Source organism: Streptomyces sp. NPDC058373 (assembly GCF_042723275.1).
In the GTDB taxonomy this organism is placed as follows: Bacteria; Actinomycetota; Actinomycetes; order Streptomycetales; family Streptomycetaceae; genus Streptomyces.
In genome coordinates, this window is the sequence record NZ_JBHXJE010000007.1 from 132200 (window position 1) to 157382 (window position 25183).

A 25183-nucleotide genomic window follows, 5' to 3' on the forward strand; every position below is an offset into this window, starting at 1 on the left:
CCACTTCTCCTTCTGCGGTCATGCCCCGGTCCCCCGTCCCCCGCGTCTCCCCTGTGCCTGCCCGCGGGTGGTGGCAGGGTAGCCCCGGGTGACCGGGGGTGGCGAGGGCCCCGCATGCCGCTCGGGGGCGCGCCTATCATGGGCCGTCGGCCCTCAGCGGCCACTCGTACCCCTTGCGACCTGTGACGGAGCACGCCCATGTACTTCACCGACCGCGGCATCGAGGAGCTGGAGAAGCGGCGCGGCGAGGAGGAGGTCACCTTCGAGTGGCTCGCCGAACAACTCCGCACCTTCGTCGACCTCAACCCCGACTTCGAGGTCCCCGTAGAACGCCTCGCCACCTGGCTGGCCCGCCTGGACGACGAGGACGAGGACGAGTAGACCCCGCCCGCCTCGGAGCCTGGGCGCGTTCAAGCACCGGCGAGCCCGCGGGGCGCCTCAGCCCGGCGAGTCCGCAGGGCGCCTCAAGCCCGGCGAGTCCGCAGGGCGCCTCAAGCCCGGCCGGCGTTTGAGGCCGATCTTTGACCGAAGCGGGCCATCCGAAGCCCAGCCACCCCCTCAGCCCGGCCGGCGCTTGAGGCCACGTCCCTCAGCCCCGCGGCGCAGCCCCCCGCAGCCAGTCGTACGCCAGCCCACCCAAGCCCTGCGCCAGCAGCACCCCACCGGCCGCGACCCACCCCCCACTACGGCGCCCGAGCCCCCAGGCCCCGAGGGCGACCCCGGCGGCCAGTTGCCCGGTGGCGAGCAGCCGGGCCCGGCGCCCCCGCATCAGGGGCCCCACCACACTGGCCTCGACCAACTCGGGCCGCACCACCTCCCGCCACCCGGCCCAGTCCGCCCGGCGCACGCCGCCGGCCATCCCGGCGGCATCGGCCAGTGCGTCGGCCGGGCGGACCGGCACCAGCCCCGTGGGCAGCGCGAGCCCGTCATGGGCGAGCACGGCGAGCACCCCGCGCAGCCGCGCCGCGGCGTCCGCGTCAGGGTCCGGGCGGGTCAGCCCGTCGAGCGCCTCGACGGCGAAGACCGGGTCGAGCCCGAGACGCGCGGCGAAGGTCCGCATCGCCTCGTCCTCCCCGGCCGGCCTCCCGTCGGCGAGCCACACGTAGCCCACGGACCGGCGGACCCCGGAGGCCAGGCTGAAGCCTCCACGGTCGGCGTCCCACCAGAGGGCGAGAACCGGCCAAGGTGCCCCCACCGCGAGAGCGGCCGCCCAGCCGGAGAGGACCAGGTCGACGGGTTCGTCCTCGCCCTGCCAGGGGAGTTCGCAGGGCACCAGCACGCTCCAGACCCGGCCCGCGGGGGCCAGCAGGGTGGGGCGCCTGAGCAGGCCGGCCGCAGGTGCCACGGCATCGGGGGCGGCCCGGCAGAGCAGGATCCCACCGGTGCCCCGCAGGGGCTGTTCCCGTTTCCGCGCGGCGTCCGTCGGCATGGTGCACACGCTAGGACACGAAGGACCATCGTGCCTTTTCGGCCACTTCCACGTTCCGGTCGCCTCCCCTCCCGGCGAGCCCTTGACTTCCCGCAACCGCGATATATCGTGTGTCACAGGTGATGCGATATGACGCGTCGCCGTGCGTCAGGCCGAGGAGGTCAGCACCATGTCCGAGTCCCCACACCTTTCGTCGCCCGTGCCCGGAGCGGCGGAACCCTCCCAGGGCGCGGACGGCGGGACGGGCGACGGCACGTGGTCCGTGGACGCCCCGCGCCGCATGTCCTTCGAGGGCCCACTGACAACCCTCCGCATCCGCGTGGTCAACGGCGCGGTGAACGTCGTGGGTTCCCCCGACCCCACCACCCACCTGGACATCTCCGAGCTGTCCGGCCGCCCCCTCACCGTGCGGCGCGAGGGGGAGACCCTGACCGTCGAGTACGAGGAGTTCAGCTGGCAGGGCCTGCGCCGGCTGATCGAGCGCGGCAAGCTCCCCGACGCGCGCACCCTGGACCACCGCGCCGTCGTCTCCGTCGCGGTCCCCGAGTCCGCCCGGCTGGACGTCCGGGCGGTCGGCGCGGACACGGTCGTCTCCAACGTCGCGGGCTTCACCGACGTCAAGGCGGTCTCGGGCGAGACCACCCTGGTCGGCCTCTCCGGCCCGGTGCGGGCGGACACCGTCACCGGCCGCGTCGAGGCACAGTCCGTGACCGGCGCCCTCACCGTCGCCGCGGTCTCCGGCGACCTCACGGTGGTGGACGGCACCAGCCCCACCCTCCGCGCCGACTCGGTGAACGGCGACATGATCGTCGACGTCGACCAGGCCGACTCCCCCGCCGACATCGAGCTCTCCAGCGTCTCCGGCGAGATCGCGGTCCGCCTCCCGCATCCGGCCGACGCCCGCGTCGAGGCCAACACCACCAGCGGCTCCCTCTCCCACGCCTTCGAGGACCTGCGGGTCACCGGCCAGTTCGGCATGAAGAAGATCACCGGCAAGCTGGGCGCGGGCAGCGGCCGCCTGAAGGCGAGCACCGTCTCCGGCTCGATCGCCCTCCTGCGGCGCCCCCCGTCCGAGGGCCCCACCTCCACCACGCCCGCGGACCCCGCCGGACCGAACGACAAGAAGGTGCTCTGACATGCCCCCCGTATTCGCCCACGGCCGCCTGCGCCTCTACCTCCTGAAGCTCCTCGACGAGGCCCCCCGCCACGGTTACGAGGTGATCCGCCTCCTCGAAGAGCGCTTCCAGGGCCTTTACGCCCCCTCGGCCGGCACGGTCTACCCGCGCCTGGCCAAGCTGGAGGCCGAGGGCCTGGTCCGCCACACCACGGAGGGCGGCCGCAAGGTCTACTCCATCACCGATGCGGGCCGCGCCGAACTGGCCGACCGCCAGGGCGAGCTGGCCGACCTGGAGATCGAGATCCGCGACTCGGTCGCCGAGCTGGCGGCGGAGATCCGCGACGACGTGCGGGGCGCCGCGGGCGACCTGCGGCGCGAGATGCGGGCCGCCGCCTCCCGCACCCGCGGTGGCCCCGGCGAGGAGTCCGGTTCCGCGGCGGGCCCCGGCTCGACGGAGCGGGAGGCGTGGCAGCTCGCCAAGGAGGAGCTGCGCCGCGCCAAGCAGGAGTGGAAGGACCAGGCGCGCCGCGCCAAGGACGAGAGCCGCCGCGCCCGCGAGGAGGCGGAGCGCGCCCGCAGTCAGGCGCGGGAGGCCCAGGACCGGGCCCGCGAGCAGGCCAGCCAGGCACAGGAGGAGATGCGCCGGATGGCCAAGCGCGTCCAGGACCAGGTCCAGGGCCACTTCTCGCGCGGCGACTGGCCCGCCGGGGTGCGGGAAGGGTTGTCGGAGATCGGCAAGGAGTTCGCCCGGTTCGGCTGGGGCACCGAGAAGCAGCCCGCCCCGGGAGCAGGCGACGCCCCGACGAAGCCGAGCACCGAGAAGCAGGGCCAGACCCCTCCCCCCGTCCAGGCGCCTGTCTTCGACTCCCCCGACCCGGCCGGCGACCTCTTCGCCTATGAACCGGAATGGTCCCGCGAGCCCTCCTCCGGCGACCCGGCCCGCGACCTGGACCGCCTCCTCGACCGCTTCCGCGACGACATCCGAGACGCCGCCCGCGACAACGGCGTCACCGAACACCAACTCCGCGAAACCCGCCGCCACCTCTCCACAGCAGCGGCCCACATCGGAGTGACACTCAGGGCGACGGACGGGGAGAAGGAGAGCGGAGGGGGGAAGGAGCAGGGCTGAGCGGCCAGCCGGGCCATTGGTGGCCGCGACCAGGGACCCCATAAGCCGCGCCGGGCACGCTGCCGGGGCCCGCTCCGGCAGCGTCGGCCCCGATCGGAGTCGCAGGCAGGCTCAGTCCGGGCCCGCCGAGCCCCCGGCGCCACCCTCCTCCACCCCGTCCGTAGCCAGCCGCGCGTGCCGTTCCACGTCGTAGCGCTGGTCGCCGTAGCGGAGGCGGGCTCGTTCCAGGCCCTCCACGGCGAAACCGGCTCGGCGGGCCACGGTGCAGGAGGCGGGGTTGTTGGTGCGGTGGCCCAGTTCCAGGCGGAAGAGGCCCAGCTCGGTGAAGGCCCAGTCGGCGAGGCCGAGCAGCCCCGTCGTGGCGACGCCCCGGCCGCGGGCGGAGGCCAGCGTCCAGTAGGAGATCCAGCCCGTCTGGTGGACGGGGTCGACCGCGCCGACCGTGACGCTGCCCAGCAGGCGGCCCTCGGGGGCGGGCGGGTGACCGAGGTCGCCGCCGCCCTTGGCCGCGGCCGGCGTTCCGAGAGCCAGCACCGCGAAGGAGTACTCGCGCCCCGCCTCCCGGGCGGTGCGGCGCTCGGTGATCCAGGTGGCGGCCTCGTCGAGGGTGGTGACCGGGCGGCCGCTCTGGCGAGCCATCTCGGCCGTGGCGAAGGCGCCGAGAACGGCCGGGGCGTCGGAGGGCTCCCAGAACCGCAGCCGTATCCCGCGCGCGTCGGGCAGGGTGGCGGGAGCCGCCGTCTCCGCCGGTCGAGAGTGCATCCCTGCTCGCCTTTCGTTCCGGAACCGCGCTGCGGGCCCGGGCTCGCGGGCCGGTGGCTCACTCCGTGGTGAGGACGATCTTGCCGAACTGGTCGCCCGCGGCCAGCCGGGTGAAGGCGTCGCGGGCCCGGTCCAGCCGCAGGACCTGGTCGATCACCGGGCGTACGCCGGTGGTGGCGCAGAAGCTGAGCAGGTCTTCCAGCTCGTCCTTGGAGCCCATGGTGGAGCCGACGATCTTTAGCTCCAGGAAGAAGATGCGGGTCAGTTCGGCGTGCGAGGGGCGGTCGCCGCTGGTGGCGCCGCTGATGACGAGGGAGCCGCCGGGCCGCAGGGACTTGACGGAGTGCGACCAGGTGGCGGCGCCGACCGTCTCGATGACGGCGTCGACCTTGTGCGGCAGGCGGGCGCCCGGCTCGAAGGCCTCGGTGGCGCCCAGTTCGACGGCCCGGCGCCGCTTGGCCTCGTCGCGGCTGACCGCGTACACGCGCAGTCCGGCGGCGCTGCCGAGGACGATCGCGGCGGTGGCGACGCCGCCGCCCGCCCCCTGCACGAGGACGGAGTCGCCTGGGCGGACGCCGGCGTTGGTGAAGAGCATCCGGTAGGCGGTCAGCCAGGCCGTGGGGAGGCAGGCGGCCTCGGCGAAGGAGAGCTCCTTGGGCTTGGGCAGGACGTTCCAGGTGGGGACGGTGACCTGTTCGGCGAAGGTGCCCTGGTACTTCTCGGTGAGGATCGAGCGCTGCTCGCGCGGGCCGACGCCGTGGCCGCTCTGGCCGATGACCGAGTGGAGCACGACCTCGTTGCCGTCCTCGTCGACGCCCGCCGCGTCGCAGCCGAGGATCATCGGCAGCTTCTCCTCGGCGAGGCCCACGCCGCGCAGCGACCAGAGGTCATGGTGGTTGAGCGAGGCCGCCTTGACCTGGACCGTGGTCCAGCCGGGTCGGGCGGTGGGGGCGGGGCGCTCGCCCAACTCAAGGCCGTTGAGGGGCTGGTCGCGGTCGATGCGTGCGGCGTAGGCGGCGAACATGCCCCTGACCCTAGGACGCGCCGCCGCGCGACGGAACCGCCACGCGGTGTGACCCGCACCGCTCATCGGCGCCGGGGGCGCCGTAGATGAAGGGGCGCGCTCTCGCGCTGGGCTGCGGCAGCTTTTCGGCCCCGGGCGCCGACGGTTCCTGTCACCGACGTCCTCACGCGCCGGCCGGGCTGAGAAAAGCCGGGGCTGGCCCGTGCAACCGGCAGACCGCGGACCGGCCAAGAGTGAGACGAAGCCGGCTCCTCGCGCCCCACCTCACGCCCCAACCCCGCCCCCGGGCAGTCGCTGAGGACGCCCCCGGGGACGGGGCTGGGGGTGAGGCTCGTCGTTCCCGGCCTGTTCGCGGCGTGGTGCTCGACACCGGAGCAGTGGCGGGCGGGGAGGAGGAGCGGAGCGGAGAGGCGACTCCTCTCAGGGGAGGGTCAGCGGCGGGCCACTCCCGCGGCGCGGGCGGCTGCCGCGACGGCGGCGGTCACGGCGGGGGCCACGCGCTCGTCGAAGGGCGAGGGGATGACGTAGTCGGCGGAGAGCTCGTCGCCGACCACCCCGGCCAGGGCCTCGGCCGCGGCGATCTTCATCGACTCGGTGATGCGGGAGGCCCGCACCTGGAGGGCGCCCGCGAAGATGCCCGGGAAGGCGAGGACGTTGTTGATCTGGTTGGGGAAGTCGCTGCGGCCCGTGGCGACGACCGCCGCGTACTTGTGGGCGATGTCGGGGTGGACCTCGGGGTCCGGGTTGGCCATCGCGAAGACGAAGGCGCCCGGTGCCATCGAGGCGACGGCGGGCTCGGGGACCGTACCGCCGGAGACGCCGATGAAGACATCGGCGCCGTCGAGGGCGTGGTCGAGGGAGCCGGCGAGTCCGGCGCGGTTGGTGATCTCGGCCAGTTCGCGCTTGACCTCGGTGAGGTCGTCACGGTCCTGGCTGACGATGCCCTTGCGGTCGGTGACGGTGACGTCGCCGATCCCGGCCTCCAGGAGGAACTTGGCGATGGCCACACCGGCGGCGCCCGCCCCGGAGATGACGGCCCGCAGGTCGCCCAGTTCGCGGCCGGTGAGCTTGGCGGCGTTGCGCAGGGCGGCGAGGGTGACGATGGCGGTGCCGTGCTGGTCGTCGTGGAAGACGGGGATGTCCAGGCGCTCCTGGAGCTTGCGCTCGATCTCGAAGCAGCGGGGCGCCGAGATGTCCTCCAGGTTGACGCCGCCGAAGGACGGGGCGAGCCGCACGACGGTGTCGACGATCTCGTCCGCGTCGGTGGTGGCGAGCGCGATCGGCACCGCGTCGACACCGCCGAACTGCTTGAAGAGGATGGCCTTGCCCTCCATCACGGGGAGGGAGGCCTCCGGCCCGATGTCGCCGAGGCCGAGCACCGCGGTGCCGTCCGTGACGACGGCGACGACCTGGGACTTCCAGGTGTAGTCGTGGACGAGCTCGGGCTGCTCGGCGATGGCGCTGCACACCTTGGCGACGCCGGGCGTGTAGGCGAGGGACAGGTCGTCCCGGTCCCGGACCGGGACGGTCGCCTGGACGGCCATCTTGCCGCCGCGATGCAGAGCGAAGGCCGGGTCGAACGAGTCGAGGGGAGAGTTCTCCCCGTCCGGTTCCGGCGCGCTGTCGCTGCGAGGATTGACGATCTCCGCTGCCACGTTGGTGACCCCTTAAGTCATGAGCGTTCGAGGGTTGGCCACCCCCGGGATGGGGGGTGGGCGGGCACCGCGTGCGTTCCGTGTCCGGGCGGATGGGCCCGCCTCCACACGGGGGAGGTCGCACGCGCGGACGCGCCGCACACGCGTCCTGAGCCCCGGATGAGGGGTGTAACCGTCTTTTCTACCTGATCGCGCGTGCGCGTGCCGAGCCGAATTGGCCACGCGGTCCGCTCACATGTCCGACTTCCCGGGAACCTCCCCCGGTGCCGCATCTCTGTCCCGCATGGCGAGATGTGCCGTATGTGGGTGACCTAAGTAACGCCCTCGGACGGCATGGCCGAAGCCCTTTGCGCGCAGGGCCGTTGGGGTCGCACGGGGACCCGTTATCCGATTTTGACATGGGCGGAACCGCGTTCCGCGCGGTCCGAATGGCAAGATGCCACCCATCGCACGAGGTCGCGACACCCGAAGGTGTGTGCCAACGACCCGTCGGCCACCCTCGCCATCCGCTCACCCGTCGGAGGAATCCCCCATGACCGCCAGCATCACGCGTCGCCCCCGGCCCCTTCGCTCCCGTCTCGCCGCGGCCGGCGCGATCACGGCCGTGGGCGCGCTCCTCCTCACCGGCTGCGGCGACCAGACCGCGGGCGCCAAGGACTCCGGAGAGAAGAAGGAGACGGCCGCCCCGCTCGCCGACAAGCTGCCGAAGCAGTACCAGGACAGCGGTGTCGTCAAGGTCGGCTCGGACATCGCGTACCCGCCGGTGGAGTTCAAGGACAAGGACGGCAAGACCGTCGGTCTGGACGTGGACCTCGCCGCCGCCCTCGGGAAGCAGCTCGGGGTGGAGCTGCAGTTCGAGAACGGCACCTTCGACACGCTCCTGGGCGGTCTGCGCTCCAAGCGGTACGACATCGCGATGTCGGCGATGACCGACACCAAGGCGCGCCAGGAGGGCCTGGACTCCGAGACCGGCAAGAAGGTCGGCGAGGGCGTCGACTTCCTCGACTACTTCACCGCCGGTGTCTCCATCTACACCAACAAGGGCGACGACCAGGGGATCAAGACCTGGCAGGACCTCTGCGGCAAGAAGATCGTCGTCCAGCGCGGCACCGTCTCGCACGACCTGGCCAAGGCCGAGTCGAAGAAGTGCGAGAAGGGCGAGATCAAGATGGAGACCTTCGACAACGACCAGCAGGCGCAGACCCGGCTGCGGTCCGGCGGCGCCGACGCCGGCTCCTCGGACTTCCCGGTAGCCGCGTACGCGGTGAAGACCTCGGGCGGCGGTAAGCACTTCGAGCTGGTCGGCGACCAGGTCGAGGCGGCGCCGTACGGCATCGCGATCGCCAAGTCCAACCCGGAGCTGCGCGACGCGCTGAAGGCCGCGCTGGACGCGATCATCGAGAACGGCGAGTACGAGAAGATCGTCAAGAAGTGGGGCGTCGAGGACGGCGCGGTCACCGAGGCGGTCGTCAACGGCGGCAAGTGACCCCTCCGGCGTCGCTGAAAGGCAACACCTGTGTCTGCTGACATCCACAAGAAGGACCCGGAGGCCACCCCTCCCGGTCCGGCGCCCACCCAGGCGGCCCCTATCAAGGCCGTCCCGGTCCGCCACTACGGCCGCTACGTCTCGGCGCTGATCGCGCTCGCGGCGCTGGGCTCCGTCGTGTACGCGTTCTCCCAGGGCGACATCAACTGGGGCTTCATCCCCGACTACTTCTTCAACGACCGCATCCTCAGCGGCGTCCGCGAGACGCTGATCCTGACCTTCCTGTCGATGGTCATCGGCGTGGTCGGCGGTGTGCTGCTGGCGGTGATGCGGCTGTCGAAGAACCCGGTGGTCTCCTCCATCGCCTGGTTCTACATCTGGTTCTTCCGGGGCACCCCGGTCCTGGTGCAGCTCTTCGTCTGGTTCAACCTCGGCTTCGTCTTCGAGTACGTGAACCTCGGCCCGTTCTACAAGGACGAGTGGTCGGACTTCATGACGCCGTTCCTGACGGCGCTGCTCGGCCTCGGCCTCAACGAGGCCGCGTACATGGCGGAGATCTGCCGGGCCGGTCTGCTCTCGGTCGACGAGGGCCAGTCCGAGGCGGCCCACGCGCTGGGCATGAGCCAGGGCAAGACGCTGCGCCGCATCGTGCTGCCGCAGGCGATGCGCGTGATCGTGCCGCCCACCGGCAACGAGGTCATCAACATGCTGAAGACGACCTCCCTGGTGGCGGCCGTCCAGTACTACGAGTTGTTCAAACACGCGCAGGACATCGGCATGACCTCCGGTGCCACCGTGGAGGCCCTCTTCCTGGCCGCCACCTGGTACCTGATCCTCACCTCGATCCTCAGCGTCGGCCAGTACTACGTCGAGCGGTACTACGCCCGCGGCTCGCTGCGGCAGCTTCCGCAGACCCCCTGGCAGAAGGTGCGCGCGCACCTGACCTCGCTCTCCAGCCGTTCGGAGGTGTCCCGATGACCGCCATGGTGAAGGCGGAGGGCGTCCACAAGTCCTTCGGCCCGGTCGAGGTGCTCAAGGGCATCGACCTGGAGGTCGCCACCGGCGAGGTGTTCTGCCTCATCGGCCCCTCCGGCTCCGGCAAGTCGACCTTCCTGCGCTGCATCAACCACCTGGAGAAGGTCAACGCCGGACGGCTCTACGTCGACGGCGACCTGGTCGGCTACCGGCAGAAGGGCGACAAGCTCTACGAGCTGAAGGACGCCGAGGTCGCCCTGAAGCGCCGGGACATCGGCATGGTCTTCCAGCGCTTCAACCTCTTCCCGCACAAGACGGCGCTGGAGAACGTGATGGAGGCGCCCGTCCAGGTCCGGGGAGTCCCGAAGGCGGCGGCCCGGGAGCGGGCCGGCCAGCTCCTGGAGCGGGTGGGCCTCTCCGACAAGGCGGGGAACTACCCCTCGCAACTCTCCGGCGGCCAGCAGCAGCGGGTGGCGATCGCCCGCGCGCTGGCGATGGACCCGAAGCTGATGCTCTTCGACGAGCCGACCTCGGCGCTCGACCCGGAGCTGGTCGGCGAGGTGCTGGACGTGATGCGCCAGCTCGCCGAGGAGGGCATGACGATGATCGTCGTCACCCACGAGATGGGCTTCGCCCGGGAGGTCGGCGACTCGCTGGTCTTCATGGACGGCGGCGTGGTCGTGGAGGCGGGCGATCCGCGTGAGGTCCTGACCAACCCGCGGCACGAGCGGACGCAGTCGTTCCTCTCGAAGGTGCTCTGAGCCTCGCGAGGCCGGAGCCGACAGGCTCGGCACGCGGACGGGGGCGGTACGGAACCTGGTGTTCCGTACCGCCCCCGCGGCGTTGCGCACCGGCCTGGCGGTTACTTCAGGCCGAGCACCATCGCGTCGGACGGCGACTGCCAGACCGTGCGGGCCTCGGCGAACCCGGCCTCGCGCAGGGTGCGGGCGTGCCACTCGGCGGGGGGCGTGTCGCCGTCGGCGTGCTCCCCGTAGATCTCGAAGCGGCGGGCGGTCGGACCGGCGAGGACCGGGTCGGCGGCGGCCAGCTGCCACCAGGCCGACCAGTCGAGGGCGCCCTCCGCCTTGGCCTCGTCCATCCTGCGGTGGCGCAGCTCGCGGTCGGCGGCGTTGATCCGCGGGGTCGCCGGGTCGGGCATGTGGTCGGCGTTGAGGAAGACGCCGCCGTCGCGGACGATCCCGGCGATCTGGCCGTAGAGCGCGGCGAGCGGTTCGCTGTGCAGCCAGTGCAGGGCGGTGGCGGTGAGGACCGCGTCGTAGCTGTCGTGCGGCAGCAGCGCGGGCCAGTCGGGGTCCTTGAGGTCGGCGGTGACGAAGGTGACCCGGTCGTCCCCGGCGAAGGTGCCCTCGGCGATGGCGAGCAGCGCGGGGTCGAGGTCGACGCCGGTACTCTGCGCCTTCGGGAACCTCTTGAGGAGCCGGTCCGTGATACTGCCCGTACCGCAGGCGAGGTCGAGCACGCGCGGCTCGGGGCCCACCGCCGCCTCGACCATGTCGAGCATGACGCGGAACCGCTCCTCGCGGTCGGGGAGGTACCACTCCTGCTGCTGGTCCCAGCTGATCTGCCAGGCGGCCCAGTCGGCCCCCGGGGTGGCTCCGGTCTGCACCGCACCCGCGCCGGCGGCGCCGCCCGCCACCGTGTCTGCGTCCGTCATCCGAACTCCTCCGTAAGCGTAATACCCTAAAGGCAGACCTAGTCATTACAGCCGCCCTGTACGACCGACCCTAGACTGAGCCCGTAAGGACTACAAGTGGAACTCGCCTCTTACTCGGATTACGCCCTGCGCCTGGTCAACAGCGAGGAACCGGCTCGGGGCACCGACACCCTCACCTCCGTCGACGCGGTGCGCGCCCTCTTCGGAGCCAGTACCCAGGCGGCCCGCCGTGCCACCGAGGCGGACGTCACCCGGTTCCGCTCGGTACGCGGCCGGCTCCGCGCGGTCTTCGAGGCGGCCGCCTCCGGGGACCAGCCGCAGGCGGTGCACCTGCTCAACGCCCTGCTGCTGGAGTTCCCGGTGAGCCCGCAGATCTCCGGCCACGGCGAACTCGACGCGGAGGGCCGCCCCGACTGGCACATGCACCTCGCCGACCATCCGTCCAACGCCACCAGCGGGTACGCCGCCATCGCCGCCATGGGGCTCGCCTTCCACCTCACCGAGTTCGGCGCCGACCGGCTCGGCCTCTGCGAGGCGGCGCCCTGCCGCAACGCCTACCTCGACACCTCCACCAACCGCTCCCGGCGCTACTGCTCGGACCGCTGCGCGACCCGCGCCAACGTCGCCGCCTACCGGGCCCGCAAGCGCCGCGAGAGCGACACGTCGGAGCGGACCGGGCGGACCGCCGAGTAGGCCCAGCCGAGCGTTCCGCGCACCCCGCGCACCGGCTCGCGCCCCGGCCCGGCGGCCCCGCGCGGCCGCAGCCGGGCCGTGACCCGCGCCAGCACCATGGCGCGCGGCACCACGCCGTACACCGTGCTGTCGCCGCCCGCGAAGGCGTTGTCGCCCAGCACCCACCAGCCGCCCTCGCGGCGCTCCACGGCGCGTTTGACCACCAGCAGGTCCTGCTGGAAGGGGTGGCGCAGGATCACCACGTCACCCGGGCGGACGCGGGCGCCGTACCGGACCAGGAGCCAGTCGCCGTGCTCCAGCGTCGGCACCATGGACGGCCCGTCCACCTCGACCATCCCGTAACGCCCCCGGCCGCGCCGCCCGCCGGACACTTCGACGGCCCCCGTCTCGCCTCGTCTCCTCGCCACCTTCTCGCCTTTCCGTCCGCCTCACTCGCCTACCCGTCCGCGCGCCGGACGGCACCTCCCCGGTCCCGGTCTCACCCCGTCCTTTCGCCCTAGGCCCCCGGGGGCGACCGAGAAAACCCGCCTCTCACGGAGTAGTGTCACCTGCGAGAAGACGATCACGAGGAAGGACAGCACCTCATGCTTTCCCGCCTGTTTGCCCCCAAGGTGAAGGCCAGCGCCCACTGCGACCTGCCCTGCGGCGTGTACGACCCGGCCCAGGCCCGCATCGAGGCGGAGTCCGTCAAGGCCGTCCAGGAGAAGATGCAGGCCAACGACGACCCGCAGTACCAGACGCGCGCCATCGTCATCAAGGAGCAGCGCGCCGAGCTGGCCAAGCACCACGTCTCGGTCCTGTGGAGCGACTACTTCAAGCCGCCGCACTTCGAGAAGTACCCGGAGCTGCACCAGCTGGTCAACGACACCCTGAAGGCCCTCTCGGCCGCCAAGAACTCGTCGGACCCGGCCACCGGCCAGAAGGCGCTGGACTACATCGCCCAGATCGACACGATCTTCTGGGAGACCAAGAAGGCGTGATCCCGTGCGGCGGTCCGCCCTCCCCGGGCCGAACCGCCCACGCACCCGCACCCGGCCCGCAGAACGCCGAACATGGCGTTCCTGATGGGCCGGGTGCGGATTTTTTCGCCCCGCGTATGGCCCGCACGACCGGGACCCCGACAAGGGGACGGCGGTCCTGACCGCCCTGGGCGAACGGGTCGAGGCCGAGCGACCGGCCGGCCTCGCCGCCCTCCACGCACTCACCGGCGCCGCCACGGAGGCGTTCAACGCGCTGGAAGCGGAGTTCGAGGCGGCCCGCAGTGAGATCGAGACCACGGCGCGCGAGAAGATCGGTGAGGACTTCTGGTTCATCGCGTCGGCGTACGGCTCCCCGGAGGCCGACCACGAGCGGCCCGTGGCCGCTCGGGAGTGGCGAGGCCGGCGGGCTGGTGGGCCGGGGCCGCCGAGCCCAGCCGCTAACGCGCCGCGGGCTCCCGCCACATCGGCCACATCAGGGGGCCGTCCGGCAGCCGGAGCGGTTCGCCGTGGTCGGTGAAGCCGAGGCGGAGGTACAGGTCGCGGCTGCGGGCGCTGCTCGCCTCCAGGTAGGCGGGGAGGCCGTCGCGGTCGCACTGCTCCAGGACGGGGGTGAGGAGGGCGGTGCCCAGCCCTTCGCCCTGCCGGCCGGGGGCGACGGCGATCAGCAGCAGGTAGGCGTGGGCGCGGTCGGTGGGGTGGATGGCGCCGGTGAGGCGGCCGACCAGTTCGGTGCGCTCGTTGTCGGGGTCGGCGATCCGCCGCATACGGGCGGGCATGTCGTCCTCCTCCTCGGGCTCCCCGGCCGGGACGGAGAGCCACAGGGCCGCGGCCGACCCGTCCTCCAGGAGGTCGACGCGCCCCTCGTCCAGCGCGGCGTCGAGGAAGACGCCCATGAAGACGCCGTGGGCGGCCCTGCGGCGCTCCACGTCGGGGAAGACCCAACTGCTCACCGGGTCGTCGTGGAAGGCGGTGTCGAGCAGGGCCGCCACCCGGTCCCGGTCGGCCGCCTCCGCCGTACGCGTCGCCACTCCCACAGTCGCCCCTCTCTCCCCCGCCCTGCCCAGGCGGCCCGGCGGCTGCCCTGGCGGCCCGCTGCCACCCGGCGCACACCGCGGTCACGGAACGGCCCCACACCGGTGAGCTGATCAACTCCCTGCCGGCGCAGGCCCGTTGCAGCGTAGGGCATCCGCGAGCAGGGCGGGTGGAGATCGAGCCGCCTCCCGGGGGCGGCCCGGGGATCAATGGGTGCGGCGTGTGACGAACTCCGCCAGGGAGAGCAGTCCGCCCGCCCGCGCCGGGTCGGGGACGGCCAGCGCGAGCTGCTGCACGGCGCGCCCCATCCGGTCGGCGGCCTCAGCCTGCGCCCAGTCGCGTCCGCCGGCCCTCTCCACCAGGTCGATGGTGCGGGCCAGTTCGTCCGGCTCGGGCGGCCCGGCGTACCGTTCCGCAAGTTCGGCGCCGGCCGGGGTGCCGGAGGTGAGGGCGGCGACCACGGGCAGCGACTTCTTGCGCGCCGTCAGGTCCGCGCCCGCGGGTTTCCCGGTGCGCGAGGTATCGCCCCAGATGCCGATGATGTCGTCGATGAGCTGGAAGGCGAGTCCGGCCTCGCGTCCGAAGGCGTCGAGGGCGGCGACCTGGTCCGGCTCGGCGTCGGCGTGCAGGGCGCCGAGCGCGCAGGCGCAGCCGAGCAGCGCGCCGGTCTTCGACTCGGCCATGGTCAGGCACTCGTCGAGGGAGACATCGGTGGGCGAGCGCTCCTCCAGGGCGCAGTCCGTGTGCTGGCCCGCGCAGAGTTCGATCACGCAGCGGGCGAGGCGGGCGACGGCCGCTCCGGCCCGCGGATGCGGGTCCTCCGCCAGCCACTGCTGGGCGAGGGACTGGAGGGCGTCCCCGGCGAGGATCGCGTCGGCGTCGCCGAAGACGGTCCAGGCGGTCGGCCGGTGGCGCCGGGTGCGGTCGCGGTCGATGACGTCGTCGTGGAGGAGGGTGAAGTTGTGGGTGAGTTCGACGGCGGCGGCGCTGCGCAGGGCGCGCTCGGGCCGTCCGCCCAGCGCGTGCACGGCGGCGAGCACGAGTGCCGGACGCACCGCCTTCCCGCCGTTGGCGCCGGTGGCGGTCCCCGCCGCGTCCTCCCAGCCGAAGTGGTAGCGGGCGACCCGGCGTACCGGCGCGGGCAGCGTGTCGACGGCGCGGCGCAGCTCGGGCCCGACCACCGCCCTCGCCTCGTCCAGGATCGCCGCGGCCTCGTGGCTGTCGGCCCTGCTCTGCGTGGTGTTGGTCATCGGTGTTCTCCCCTTCTCCCCGGTCCCGCCGTCATGCTGTGCTCTCCGTGCCACCGCCCGGCCGCCGCGGTCGCGGTCGGCTCGCGCCCTCACTCCGGCGTTCCGGCGGCCGTCCGTACGCCGACCGCTGACCGCCGACGGCACGCGTTCCACCTTTCGCCGCACGCCTCCCACCCGCCCCGCCGGGCCGGTCGGCACGGCGTCAGCAGGGTGGCCGCCCGTCGGCGCCGGGCCGCACGTGTGCACGCCCTGCTCGACCGGCGATCTGTTCCTGCCCATGAACCGGTCTCCGTACGACAGGAGTTCGCGTCCGCCTCCCGGCTCCGCGACGGGCGGCCTCTCCCGTCAGGGAATCTGCCGCTTCCCCCCGCCTCCTCGCATCTGGTTCTGACGTCGCCATCTCCTCCGCCGCTGATACCGCCCTCCCCCGCGTGCCGCCGGTACGCCCGCGCGCCCGGGCCCTCACCGCCCACACCTTGCGCCCCCGAGCGCCGCCGCGTCCGCCATCCCGCCCTCCCGCCGGGCGACCTTCCCGAGTCCCCCACTTCCCCCGCACCCGATGCCCGCCGCGACAGCGGAACCCGAGCCCGCCGAAGGCCCTGCCCGCCCGGCCCTCACTCGGTCAGCGGCCACCATCGTGGCGCGGCCCGCCTCGCCGCTCCGGGCCGCCCGCCTTCGCCCGCCCCCGGCGTACGCGCCGCCGTGCCCCGCTCCCCCTCGATCCGCTCTGTCGTGCTCCTCCCCCCCTCCCCCCGGATGGACCGGCGTGGCCGGGTCCCCAGGCGCGGCCCACGAAGCCGCCCGGCGAGCCGGCGCCCCACGTGCTCGCGTCGCCTCAGGGCTCGGCCCGGTACGCGCCGCCCTCGGGCCGGCCGCCCGTCCGACCCTCACCTGCGCCCCAGTCGACGAGGCGCCGGTGGCGGGCGGTGCGGGCAGCGGGCGACGCGAGGGACGTGCGGCATCGCGCAGTAGGGGGAGGGCGCCGGTCTCCGCCGGGCCGGAGGCGAGGCGGCGCGGCCGCCCTCCGCGGGAGCCGGCCCCCGGGGTGCGGGCAGATCGCCGAGCGAGGCTGCCTCGGTGTCCTGCCCTGCCCGGCCCCCGCCCGACCGGGAGCCGGGCAGGAGACGGGCGAGGGTGGTGCACAGCAGCCGCAGCGGTGCGGCCAACGCCCACCGCCCCGCCCGCAGGACGGTGGCCCTGAGCCGCCCGCCCGGTGGGCCCGAGGTGGCGGGCGTAGCCGGGGCCCCCGGCCCGCCGCCCTGGGCGGACGACCGGCCGGGCGGACCGTGGTGGGTGCGGTTCATCAGCGACCGCTCAGTGCCAGCGGCCGATTTCGACGTTCTCCAGGACCCCGAGGGCGTCCGGGACGAGGACGGCCGCGGAGTAGTAGGTCGTCACCAGGTAGGAGATGATCGCCTGCTCGCTGATCCCCATGAAGCGGACCGAGAGGCTGGGCTCGATCTCGTCCGGGATGCCGCTCTGGCGCAGGCCGATGACGCCCTGGTCCTCCTCACCGGTGCGCATGCAGATGATGGAGCTGGTGCGGGCCTCGGTGACCGGGATCTTGTTGCACGGGTAGATCGGGACGCCGCGCCAGGCCGGCAGGCGGTTCCCGGCGATCTCCACCGACTCCGGGTAGATCCCGCGCCTGCTGCACTCGCGGCCGAAGGCGGCGATGGCGCGGGGGTGGGCGAGGAAGAGCTTCGACCCCCGGCGGCGGCTGAGGAGTTCGTCCATGTCGTCCGGGCCGGGCACGCCGTCGTGCGGCTGGAGCCGCTGGTCGTACTCGCAGTTGTTGAGCAGGCCGAACTCGCGGTTGTTGACGAGCTCGTGCTCCTGGCGCTCCTTGAGCGCCTCGACGGTCAGCCGGAGCTGGTGCTCCGTCTGGTTCATCGGCTGGTTGTAGAGGTCGGCGACGCGGCTGTGGATGCGCAGCACGGTCTGGGCGACGCTCAGCTCGTACTCGCGGGGCGACGCCTCGTAGTCCACGTAGGTGCCGGGGAGCACGGCCTCGCCGACGTGGCCGGCGGAGAGGTCGATGGGGGCCTCGCCGTACTTGTTGGTCCGCTGCTGCGGCAGGGAGCGGAGCTGCCGCAGGTGGGCGGCGAGTGGCTCGGCGCGCTCGGCGACCTGATCGACCTGGTCCCTGGGCAGGACGAGGACGGTGCAGCGGGTGGCGGCGCGGGCCGTGTACTCCCAGATGGCCTCCGGGTCGGTGAGGGCCTGCTCGCCGAAGTACGACCCGTCGGCGAGGACGCCGAGGACGGAGTCGTCGCCGTAGGGGCCCGTGCCGATCTTCTCGACACGGCCGTGCGCGAGGAGGAAGACGGAGTCGGTGCGGCTGCCGAAGGAGGCGAGCGTCTCACCGGCCTCGAACTCGCGCTGCTCGCAGCGCGAGGCCAGCTCGGTCAGGACGTCCAGCTCCTCGAACGTGCGCAGCGCGGGCAGCTCGCCCAGCTCCGCGGGGATGACCTGGACCCGGTCCCCGGTCTTCACAAAGGTGACCCGGCCGTCGCCGACCGAGTAGCTGAGCCTGCGGTTGACCCGGTACGTACCGCCCTGCACGTCCACCCAGGGCAGCGTGCGCAGCAGCCAGCGCGAGCTGATCTCCTGCATCTGCGGCACGGATTTGGTCGTGGTGGCCAGGTTCCGCGCGGCGGAGGTGGCCAGACTCTGCTGGGGTGTGGCCTGCTCCGCGCGGATCTCTTCGCCTACCGACATGAAATTGCCCTCCCGATCAAGCACTGGACTCGGCGCCCAGACTTCCATCACGCTGCGCACTCACGCCATTACACAAACGAGTGGGAATGATCGACTCTCCGGCGGGGCAGCTTGATGTCTCTTTCGAACAGCCCCCGACCGGGCCCTTGATTGCGTCACAGGGGTAACTTTTCTACGCGCCCTCATGCGGCTCACGCGCTTCACCGAGCTGACCCCGCGCGCCCTCATGCGGCTCGCCGTCGAGGACCCGGACACCACCGACGACCTCCCCACCACCCGGGAGGTGGCCGCAGGCATGCGCGTCCCGTACACCCACACCGCCAAGGCGGTCGCCCGGCTGCAGCACCTCGGCCTCGTCGAGGCCCCCGCCTGCACGCCCGCACCCGCGCCGGCGACCTGCTGGAACTCTCCGCGCCCTACGGCGACCTCGTCCTCGACCGCCCGCCCGGCGCGGACGGCCGCCCCGCCCCGCTCCTCCTCGCCTCCGCCGCCGGCGTGTCCGGTGGCGGGGCAGGGTTCAGCCGGTCCGCTCCGCCGAGGCCGGCCACAGATCCGGGCCGAAGACCTCGTAGTGGGTGTCGGCGGCGCGCGCGCCCTGCTCCAGGAGCTGTTCGCGGACCGACCGCATGAACGGCAGCGGCCCGCAGAGGTAGGCCCGGGTGCCGGGGTCCACGGTGACCGGCTTGAGGCCGACGCGGCCGGTGAGGGCGCCGGGCCCGGCCGCGTCGGACTCCTCGTACCAGAAGTGGGCGTCGGCCTCCCGGAGCCGGGCGGTGAGGCCGAGGTGGGCGGCGCGCAGGGGGTGGGAGCCGGGGTTCCGGTCGCCGTGGACGACCGTGACGCGGCCCGCGTACGCGGTGTCGGCCAGTTCGCGCAGGAGGGCGACGACCGGGGGCAGCCGATGCCGGCGAACCGCCGGGAACCACCCGTGCGCGCGGCCCGTTGAGCGGGACGGAAGCCGTCACCGGGCCACGGGGCCCGGGCGGCGGCCCGCGCCTCGCGGACACCGGGGCCCCGAGCGGGGCACCCAGCACAGAAGGAGCACGGACCATGGCTGGATTCCTCGACCGCGCCAAGGAGCAGGCCCAGCGCGGCCTCGCCCAGGGCAAGCAGAAGATCGACGAGGTACAGGTGCAGCGGGCCGGCGCCGACCTGCTGAAGAAGCTGGGCTCCGCGTACTACGCCGAGCAGCGCCGTGGCGGCGACCCCCGCGCCACCCAGGACGCCCTGCGCGCCCTGGAGCAGCACATCGCCACCCATGGGGAGCAGGGCCTGCGCTGACGGTCCGGCAGGGCGGCCCCGCGGCGGCCGGCCCCCGTCAGGGCCGGTCCGCCGCTCCGTCGGCGCCCGCGTGGGGCCGCCCGCCTGGCCGGATCGCGTCGCACACCCGTCCTGTAGGCGACTCACGGTCTTGACGGAGGCCGATTGCGGGTACGAAGCGATCCACACGAGGTGCCCGCGCACCGGGCGGGCGCCGCTCCGCACCCGAAGGAGGCGGCATGGCCCCACCCATGTCCGCGGACAGATTCCTCAAGGCCCTCAAGGACGAAGGGGTCACCGTCGTCGAGGTGGGCGGCTGGCGCGGCCACAACCGCAACGGCCAGGGCGCCTGGGGCCCCGTGCACGGCGTGATGCTCCATCACACGGTCACCTCCGGCAGCGCCCGCACGGTCGACATCTGCCGGAACGGCCACGCCTCGCTCCCAGGGCCCCTCTGCCACGGCGTCATCACCAAGGACGGCCGCGTCCACCTGGTCGGTTACGGCCGGGCCAACCACGCCGGACTCGGCGACGACGACGTGCTCGCCGCCGTCATCGCCGAGCGCGCCGGCTACCCCCCGGTCAACGAGGCCAACACCGACGGCAACGCCCGCTTCTACGGCTTCGAGTGCGAGAACATGGGCGACGGCAAGGACCCCTGGCCGGACGCCCAGCTCGACGCGATCGAGCGCGTCTCGGCCGCCGTCTGCCGTTTCCACGACTGGAACGAGCGCTCCGTCATCGGCCACCTGGAGTGGCAGCCCGGCAAGGTCGACCCGCGCGGCTTCACCATGGCGTCGATGCGCGAGCGCATCAAGGGCCGCCTCAAGTGAGGCGCGGCCGGGCGGCGCCGACAATGGAGGAGTGAGCACCCGCCACGGCCCCGTACCGCCGCCTCCGGTCCCGCCCGCCCCCCGCCCGGCGGACGGGCGGTCCCCGCACGGGCTCCGGCCGCTCCTCCCCTCGCCGGTCCAGGAGGTGCGCGAGCCCGCCTTCGAGCGGTACGGGGTCCGGCTGCTGCTGAAGCGGGACGACCTGATCCACCCGGACATCCCGGGGAACAAGTGGCGCAAACTCGCGCCCGTCCTCGCCGAGGCCGACAGCCGGACGGTGGTGACGTTCGGCGGGGCCTGGTCCAACCACCTGCGGGCGACGGCGGCGGCCGGGCGCCTCCTCGGCTTCCCCACCGTCGGCGTCGTCCGGGGCGAGGAGCTGGCCGGCCGGCCGCTCAACGCCTCCCTCGCCCGGTGCCGCGCGGACGGCATGCGCCTGGTCTTCATCAGCCGCGCCCGGTACCGGATGAAGGGCGACCCGCGGGTCGGAGCGGAGCTGGTGGCCGAGGCCGCCGGGTCCGGGCCGGCGCGGGTGGTGCCGGAGGGCGGCTCGGACCACGCGGCGGTCCGCGCCTGCGCCGTGCTCGGCGAGGAACTGGCCGCGCTGCGGGAGACCACGCCGGTGGCCGCCGTCGCGTGCGGCACCGGCGGCACCCTGGCCGGGCTGGCGGCGGGGCTCGCCCCGGAGCAGGAGGCGGTGGGCGTGGCGGTGCTGAAGGGCGGCTTCCTCGGCGCGGAGGTGGCGGCGCACCAGCGCGGCGCGTTCGGCGGGCCGCGCGGCCGGTGGACCGTGGAGGACGGCTTCCACCACGGCGGCTACGCGCGGACCAGCCCGGAGCTGGAAACCTTCGCCGCCGCCTTCGAGGAGCGGCACGGGCTGGCCCTGGAACGGGCCTACGTCGCCAAGCTCCTCCACGGCCTGGCGTCACTGACGGCCGGGGGACGGTTCCGCCGGGGCACGGCGGTGGCGGCGGTCATCACGGGCCGCCCCTTCCCGACGGCCTGACACCGCGCGGCCGCCGCTCCCCCGCGCACCCGCCGCTCACCCGTCCTCCCGGTAGGCCGCCGCCTCCTCCAGGTCGAGACGGCGCAGCAGGTCGCGGAGCATCTCGTCGTCGATGTGGCGCTGGTCGCGCAGGGCGACGAAAACCTCGCGCTCGGAGGCGATCATGCCGCGGGCGAGCCGCCGGTAGGTGTCGTCGGCGCTCTCGCCGGTCTCCGGGTTGACGGTGCCCAGCCGCTCCCAGACGGCGTTGCGGCGGCGCTCCAGCACGGCCCGCAGCCGGTCGGCGAGCGGCGGCGGCAAGGCGTTGCGCGGATCGGTCAGCAGGGCGTCGAGGCGCCTCTCGGCGGCCTCGGAGGCGGCGTTCTGCGCCTGGGCCTCCAGCAGGGTCTGGGCGCGGGCGTCGCGGCCGGGCAGGCGGAGCAGCCGGATGAGGGCGGGCAGGGTGAGGCCCTGCACGACGAGGGTGCCGATGACGGTGGTGAAGGTCAGGAAGAGGATCAGGTTGCGGTAGGGGAAGGCGCCGCCCTCGTGGACCGTGTGCGGGATCGAGGAGGCGATGGCGAGCGAGACGACGCCGCGCATCCCGGCCCAGGCGACGACGAACGGCCCCTTCCAGGTGGGGTCGGGTTCCCGGGCGCGGATCCGGCGGGAGAGCAGCCGCGGCAGGTGGACGGCCGGGTAGGTCCAGACGAACCGGGTGGCGACGACCACCAGGAAGACCGCGAGGGCGTACCAGAGGACCTCGCCCGCGTGGTAGTCGCCGAGTTCGCCGACGACCACCGGGAGCTGGAGGCCGATCAGCGCGAAGACGGCCGACTCCAGGACGAAGGCGACCATCTTCCAGACGGCGTCCTCCTGGAGCCGGGTGGCGAAGTCGACCTGCCAGGAGCGGTGGCCGAGGTAGAGGGCGACGACCACGACGGCCAGCACCCCGGAGGCGTCGGCGTACTCGGCGAGGGCGTAGGCGGCGAACGGGATGAGCAGCGAGAGGGTGTTCTGGAGCAGGGCTTCGCGCAGGTGGGTGCGGAGCCAGTGGAGCGGCACCATGAGGACCAGGCCGACGGCGACGCCGCCGAGCGAGGCGACGAGGAACTCGGCCCCGGCGTGCAGCAGTCCCGCGCTCTCCCCGACGGCGGCGGCGACCGCGACCCGGTAGGCGGTGATGGCGGTGGCGTCGTTCACCAGGGACTCGCCCTGGAGGATCGTGGTGATGCGGGAGGGCAGCCCGACCCGCCGGGCGACGGCGGTGGCGGCCACCGCGTCCGGCGGCGCGACGACCGCACCGAGGACCAGGGCGGCGGTCAGCGGCAGGTCCGGCACGATCAGGTGGACCGCCCAGCCGACGACGAGCGTCGCGAAGAGTGTGTAGCCGACGGAGAGCAGGGCCACGGACCGGAGCTGGGCGCGCAGGTCCAGGTAGGAGCTGTCCATGGCGGCCGTGTAGAGCAGCGGAGGCAGCACCATCGGCAGCACGATCTCCGGGTCGAGCGTGTAGTCAGGGACACCGGGGACGTACGAGACGAGCAGGCCGACGGTGACCAGGAGCAGCGGGGCGGGGACGGCCGTGCGCCGGGCCGCTCCGGCGACGGCGGTGCTGCCCGCGACGAGGAGCAGCAGCGGCAGTACGTCCATGGCGGGTGGCCCCGTCCTTCCCGGCGGCGGGCGGCATACCGCGACATGCGCCGCCGGAACCGCGTTAACCTGCCCATCATGAACAAATGCGCCCATGTCGCCGAGCTGCCGCACCCCGAACCCGCCCCGTCGGCGGACACCTGCCTGGAGTGCCTGGCGGTCGGGAGCAACCCGGTGCAGTTGCGGAAGTGCCTGCACTGCGGCCAGGTGGCGTGCTGCGACTCCTCGCCGCACCGGCACGCGACGGCGCACTTCCGGGAGAGCGGCCACCCGGTGATGCGCACCGCGGAGCCGGGCGAGTCGTGGCGCTGGTGCTACGCGGACGGTTCGATCGTCTGAGCGCTGGGTACGTCAACCCGGCGCCCGGACTTTCCATTTGAGCTCCGCAGACCCCTAGCCACCCTGCGTGCATCTGTGCTTACTATGAGTAACGCACAGGGGCGGGGGTCCTGGGACACGGACCTCGACGGCGCGGTAGCGTCACGGCTGGAACGGTGGCGCGACCCGGGGACTCCTCCCCGGAGCCCCGAAAGTGCTTGTACCACCTTGGAGGTGAGGGTGTCCCCTATCGCAGGCGAGCCCGGGACCCAGGACTTCGTGGAAGTCCGGCTGCCGGCAGCGGGTGCCTACCTGTCGGTGCTGCGGACGGCCACGGCCGGCCTCGCGGCGCGTTTGGACTTCACCCTCGACGAGATCGAGGACCTGCGCATCGCCGTGGACGAGGCATGCGCGATTCTGCTCCAGCAGGCCGTGCCGGGCTCAGTCCTCGGCTGCGTCTTCCGGCTGATCGACGACTCACTGGAGGTGACGGTGTCGGCACCCACCACCGACGGCAAGGCCCCCGAACGGGACACGTTCGCCTGGACGGTGCTCTCCGCCCTCGCGGGCAAGGTCGACTCCTCGGTCGCCGAGGACAACACCGTCTCGATCAGCCTGCACAAGCAACGCGGCGCGGGCCCTGGTCCGGCGTGAGGGACGGGGAGCCGGTGCCTGAGGAGACGCACAGCACCTGGAGTCCCCCCGCGACCGGCGGCGGGGACCGACCGGCCGCCGGGCCTGCCGCCGCCCCGGGGGGCCTCCCCGGGCAGCAGCAGGCCCGGCAGCACCCCGAGGGCGCGGAGCGGCGGCCGCCCGGCGCCACGGGCGGGAAGGACGGACGGGCTGCGGACCACGGCCCCTGGGATGTCGCGGAGCGGGCGGGACGGATGACCGAGGACGAGCACCAGGACGAGCGGCGGGGCGAGCAGCGGGACGAGCAGCCGGAGCACCAGAGGGACCAGGCCCTTCCGGCGGGGGCCGCCCCCGTGGAGCGACCCGACCCGCACGACCGCAGCGGGGCCCGCGCACTCTTCATCGAGCTGCGGACACTGCCCGCCGGCGGCCCCGAGTACGCGGAGCTGCGCAACCGGCTGGTCCGGATGCACCTGCCGCTGGTCGAGCACCTGGCCCGCCGCTTCCGCAACCGCGGCGAGCCGCTCGACGACCTGACCCAGGTGGCGACGATCGGCCTGATCAAGTCGGTGGACCGCTTCGATCCGGAGCGCGGCGTGGAGTTCTCCACCTACGCCACCCCGACGGTGGTCGGCGAGATCAAGCGGCACTTCCGCGACAAGGGCTGGGCGGTACGGGTGCCGCGCCGCCTGCAGGAGCTGCGGCTCTCCCTCACCTCGGCCACCGCCGAGCTCTCCCAGCGGCACGGGCGCTCACCGACCGTCCACGAGCTGGCCGAGAAGCTGGGCATCTCCGAGGAGGAGGTGCTGGAGGGCCTGGAGTCGGCCAACGCCTACTCGACGCTCTCCCTGGACGTCCCCGACACCGACGACGAGTCCCCCGCGGTCGCCGACACGCTCGGCTCGGAGGACGAGGCGCTGGAGGGCGTGGAGTACCGGGAGTCGCTCAAGCCACTGCTGGAGGACCTCCCGCCGCGCGAGAAGCGCATCCTGCTGCTGCGCTTCTTCGGCAACATGACGCAGTCGCAGATCGCCCAGGAGGTCGGCATCTCCCAGATGCACGTCTCCCGGCTGCTCGCCAGGACCCTCGCGCAGCTGCGGGAGAAGCTCCTGGTCGAGGAGTAGCCGGCGGGGACGCCGGGGCCGGTCAGCGCTCGGCGCCGGGCGGCCGGATGCCGAGCTCCACGGTCGTGGCCGGATTGACGAGCATCACCAGCGCGCTGACCGCGATCACGGCGAGCGCGATGCCGCCGGGGATGAGGATGCTGTCGGCCTGGAGGAACTGCCAGGCCACCGGCAGCGCCAGGATCTGCGTGATGATCGCGGGGCCGCGGCTCCAGCTCCGGCGGGCCAGCAGCCCACGGGCGGCGGCGAGCGGGATGACGCCGAGCGCCACCAGGGTGAGGCCGCCGGTCAGGGCCGACCGCAGCTCCCCGTCACCGAGCAGGGCGCGGACGGCGAGGACGAGGCCGACGACGACCAGCACCAGACCCTCCACCGCCGCGAGGGCGGCGGCCACGATGAGCCGGGTGGGCCGGGGGCCCGGGTCGGTGGGGGTCTGCTCAGTACTCACC

Annotated in this window: 26 protein-coding genes and 2 pseudogenes; 16 read left to right on the forward strand and 12 right to left on the reverse strand. The window is 73.4% G+C overall.

From position 1 onward, the window contains the following. Nucleotides 1-198: 198 nt before the first annotated feature. The gene (locus ACFWMZ_RS07215; RefSeq protein WP_003961784.1) at nt 199-381 is read left to right on the forward strand and encodes a DUF6104 family protein; all 183 of its coding nucleotides are present in this window, start codon (nt 199-201) and stop codon (nt 379-381) included. Nucleotides 382-589: 208 nt separating this feature from the next. On the opposite strand, the gene ACFWMZ_RS07220 is transcribed toward ACFWMZ_RS07215, so the two are convergent. Then, nucleotides 590-1429: a hypothetical protein gene (locus tag ACFWMZ_RS07220; protein ID WP_383199943.1), complete on the reverse strand. Its 840-nt coding sequence runs from the start codon at nt 1427-1429 to the stop codon at nt 590-592. A gap of 142 nt (nt 1430-1571) precedes the next feature. Between ACFWMZ_RS07220 and ACFWMZ_RS07225 the strand changes: the two genes are divergently transcribed. Beyond that, on the forward strand, nt 1572-2564 hold the full coding sequence (locus tag ACFWMZ_RS07225) for a DUF4097 domain-containing protein (RefSeq protein ID WP_383199946.1): 993 nt from the start codon (nt 1572-1574) through the stop codon (nt 2562-2564). A gap of 1 nt (nt 2565) precedes the next feature. Further along, on the forward strand, nt 2566-3675 hold the full coding sequence (locus ACFWMZ_RS07230; protein ID WP_383199948.1) for a helix-turn-helix transcriptional regulator: 1110 nt from the start codon (nt 2566-2568) through the stop codon (nt 3673-3675). Nucleotides 3676-3786: 111 nt separating this feature from the next. On the opposite strand, the gene ACFWMZ_RS07235 is transcribed toward ACFWMZ_RS07230, so the two are convergent. The 3 genes from ACFWMZ_RS07235 to ACFWMZ_RS07245 form a co-directional block, all read right to left on the reverse strand. Continuing rightward, nucleotides 3787-4437 carry a GNAT family N-acetyltransferase gene (locus ACFWMZ_RS07235; protein ID WP_383199951.1) on the reverse strand — a complete coding sequence of 217 codons (651 nt, stop codon included), beginning with the start codon at nt 4435-4437 and terminating at the stop codon, nt 3787-3789. A 58-nt stretch (nt 4438-4495) separates the two neighbouring features. Continuing rightward, nucleotides 4496-5461 (reverse strand): zinc-binding dehydrogenase, encoded by a 966-nt coding sequence (locus ACFWMZ_RS07240; RefSeq protein ID WP_383199954.1) that lies wholly within the window; start codon nt 5459-5461, stop codon nt 4496-4498. Between the two features lie 431 nt (nt 5462-5892). Then, nucleotides 5893-7116, reverse strand: a complete 1224-nt coding sequence (locus tag ACFWMZ_RS07245; RefSeq protein WP_383174874.1) for an NADP-dependent malic enzyme — start codon at nt 7114-7116, stop codon at nt 5893-5895. Nucleotides 7117-7648: 532 nt separating this feature from the next. Between ACFWMZ_RS07245 and ACFWMZ_RS07250 the strand changes: the two genes are divergently transcribed. From ACFWMZ_RS07250 to ACFWMZ_RS07260, 3 genes are read left to right on the forward strand one after another with little or no spacing between them, the layout of a single operon-like run. Beyond that, a complete protein-coding gene (locus ACFWMZ_RS07250; RefSeq protein WP_383199957.1) occupies nt 7649-8602 on the forward strand; it encodes an ABC transporter substrate-binding protein in 954 nt (317 codons plus the stop codon). A gap of 30 nt (nt 8603-8632) precedes the next feature. After that, on the forward strand, nt 8633-9580 hold the full coding sequence (locus ACFWMZ_RS07255) for an amino acid ABC transporter permease (protein WP_383174868.1): 948 nt from the start codon (nt 8633-8635) through the stop codon (nt 9578-9580). After that, complete coding sequence (locus tag ACFWMZ_RS07260; protein WP_383174865.1) at nt 9577-10338, forward strand: amino acid ABC transporter ATP-binding protein; 762 nt, start codon at nt 9577-9579, stop codon at nt 10336-10338. The genes ACFWMZ_RS07255 and ACFWMZ_RS07260 overlap by 4 nt, the downstream gene beginning before the upstream one ends. A 101-nt stretch (nt 10339-10439) precedes the next feature. Here the strand turns inward: ACFWMZ_RS07260 and ACFWMZ_RS07265 are convergent, their stop codons facing one another. Continuing rightward, nucleotides 10440-11252 carry a class I SAM-dependent methyltransferase gene (locus tag ACFWMZ_RS07265; RefSeq protein ID WP_383174862.1) on the reverse strand — a complete coding sequence of 271 codons (813 nt, stop codon included), beginning with the start codon at nt 11250-11252 and terminating at the stop codon, nt 10440-10442. A 96-nt stretch (nt 11253-11348) separates the two neighbouring features. On the opposite strand from ACFWMZ_RS07265, the gene ACFWMZ_RS07270 reads away from it, so the two are divergent. Next, on the forward strand, nt 11349-11945 hold the full coding sequence (locus tag ACFWMZ_RS07270) for a CGNR zinc finger domain-containing protein (protein ID WP_383174859.1): 597 nt from the start codon (nt 11349-11351) through the stop codon (nt 11943-11945). Here the strand turns inward: ACFWMZ_RS07270 and sodX are convergent. Further along, nucleotides 11882-12352: a nickel-type superoxide dismutase maturation protease gene (gene sodX, locus ACFWMZ_RS07275; RefSeq protein WP_383174857.1), complete on the reverse strand. Its 471-nt coding sequence runs from the start codon at nt 12350-12352 to the stop codon at nt 11882-11884. The two genes, ACFWMZ_RS07270 and sodX, sit on opposite strands and share 64 nt — an antisense overlap. Before the next feature lie 177 nt (nt 12353-12529). On the opposite strand from sodX, the gene sodN reads away from it, so the two are divergent. Next, a complete protein-coding gene (gene sodN, locus ACFWMZ_RS07280) occupies nt 12530-12925 on the forward strand; it encodes a superoxide dismutase, Ni (protein WP_383174854.1) in 396 nt (131 codons plus the stop codon). A gap of 139 nt (nt 12926-13064) precedes the next feature. Then, nucleotides 13065-13319: pseudogene (locus ACFWMZ_RS07285) on the forward strand (DUF5713 family protein); the annotation flags it as partial. A 43-nt stretch (nt 13320-13362) separates the two neighbouring features. Here the strand turns inward: ACFWMZ_RS07285 and ACFWMZ_RS07290 are convergent. The 3 genes from ACFWMZ_RS07290 to ACFWMZ_RS07300 form a co-directional block, all read right to left on the reverse strand. After that, the gene (locus ACFWMZ_RS07290; protein WP_383174845.1) at nt 13363-13959 is read right to left on the reverse strand and encodes a GNAT family N-acetyltransferase; all 597 of its coding nucleotides are present in this window, start codon (nt 13957-13959) and stop codon (nt 13363-13365) included. Between the two features lie 204 nt (nt 13960-14163). Next, a complete protein-coding gene (locus ACFWMZ_RS07295; protein ID WP_383199960.1) occupies nt 14164-15207 on the reverse strand; it encodes a family 2 encapsulin nanocompartment cargo protein polyprenyl transferase in 1044 nt (347 codons plus the stop codon). Between the two features lie 1314 nt (nt 15208-16521). Continuing rightward, complete coding sequence (locus ACFWMZ_RS07300; protein WP_383174839.1) at nt 16522-17928, reverse strand: family 2B encapsulin nanocompartment shell protein; 1407 nt, start codon at nt 17926-17928, stop codon at nt 16522-16524. A 184-nt stretch (nt 17929-18112) separates the two neighbouring features. On the opposite strand from ACFWMZ_RS07300, the pseudogene ACFWMZ_RS07305 reads away from it, so the two are divergent. After that, a pseudogene (locus ACFWMZ_RS07305) lies at nt 18113-18292 on the forward strand (transcriptional regulator); the annotation flags it as partial. A gap of 153 nt (nt 18293-18445) precedes the next feature. Here ACFWMZ_RS07305 and ACFWMZ_RS07310 read toward each other — a convergent pair. Further along, entirely contained in the window at nt 18446-18826 is a 381-nt protein-coding gene (locus tag ACFWMZ_RS07310) for a hypothetical protein (RefSeq protein ID WP_383199984.1), read from the reverse strand. Nucleotides 18827-18978: 152 nt separating this feature from the next. Between ACFWMZ_RS07310 and ACFWMZ_RS07315 the strand changes: the two genes are divergently transcribed. From ACFWMZ_RS07315 to ACFWMZ_RS07325, 3 genes are all read left to right on the forward strand, one after another. Next, the gene (locus ACFWMZ_RS07315; protein ID WP_003950786.1) at nt 18979-19209 is read left to right on the forward strand and encodes a hypothetical protein; all 231 of its coding nucleotides are present in this window, start codon (nt 18979-18981) and stop codon (nt 19207-19209) included. Between the two features lie 218 nt (nt 19210-19427). Next, a complete protein-coding gene (locus ACFWMZ_RS07320) occupies nt 19428-20021 on the forward strand; it encodes an N-acetylmuramoyl-L-alanine amidase (protein ID WP_383174835.1) in 594 nt (197 codons plus the stop codon). A gap of 31 nt (nt 20022-20052) precedes the next feature. Next, the gene (locus ACFWMZ_RS07325; protein ID WP_383199963.1) at nt 20053-21027 is read left to right on the forward strand and encodes a 1-aminocyclopropane-1-carboxylate deaminase/D-cysteine desulfhydrase; all 975 of its coding nucleotides are present in this window, start codon (nt 20053-20055) and stop codon (nt 21025-21027) included. Between the two features lie 36 nt (nt 21028-21063). Here ACFWMZ_RS07325 and ACFWMZ_RS07330 read toward each other — a convergent pair whose 3' ends face one another. Further along, the gene (locus ACFWMZ_RS07330) at nt 21064-22659 is read right to left on the reverse strand and encodes a Na+/H+ antiporter (protein WP_383174830.1); all 1596 of its coding nucleotides are present in this window, start codon (nt 22657-22659) and stop codon (nt 21064-21066) included. Between the two features lie 78 nt (nt 22660-22737). On the opposite strand from ACFWMZ_RS07330, the gene ACFWMZ_RS07335 reads away from it, so the two are divergent. The 3 genes from ACFWMZ_RS07335 to ACFWMZ_RS07345 all read left to right on the forward strand — a co-directional run bounded on the left by ACFWMZ_RS07335 (nt 22738) and on the right by ACFWMZ_RS07345 (nt 24734). Further along, a complete protein-coding gene (locus ACFWMZ_RS07335) occupies nt 22738-22998 on the forward strand; it encodes a UBP-type zinc finger domain-containing protein (RefSeq protein ID WP_383174827.1) in 261 nt (86 codons plus the stop codon). Nucleotides 22999-23217: 219 nt separating this feature from the next. After that, nucleotides 23218-23631, forward strand: a complete 414-nt coding sequence (locus ACFWMZ_RS07340; protein WP_003950781.1) for a hypothetical protein — start codon at nt 23218-23220, stop codon at nt 23629-23631. A 14-nt stretch (nt 23632-23645) separates the two neighbouring features. Next, entirely contained in the window at nt 23646-24734 is a 1089-nt protein-coding gene (locus tag ACFWMZ_RS07345) for an RNA polymerase sigma factor SigF (RefSeq protein ID WP_383174824.1), read from the forward strand. Between the two features lie 22 nt (nt 24735-24756). On the opposite strand, the gene ACFWMZ_RS07350 is transcribed toward ACFWMZ_RS07345, so the two are convergent. Next, nucleotides 24757-25182, reverse strand: a complete 426-nt coding sequence (locus ACFWMZ_RS07350; RefSeq protein WP_383199966.1) for a hypothetical protein — start codon at nt 25180-25182, stop codon at nt 24757-24759. Nucleotide 25183: the final 1 nt, after the last annotated feature.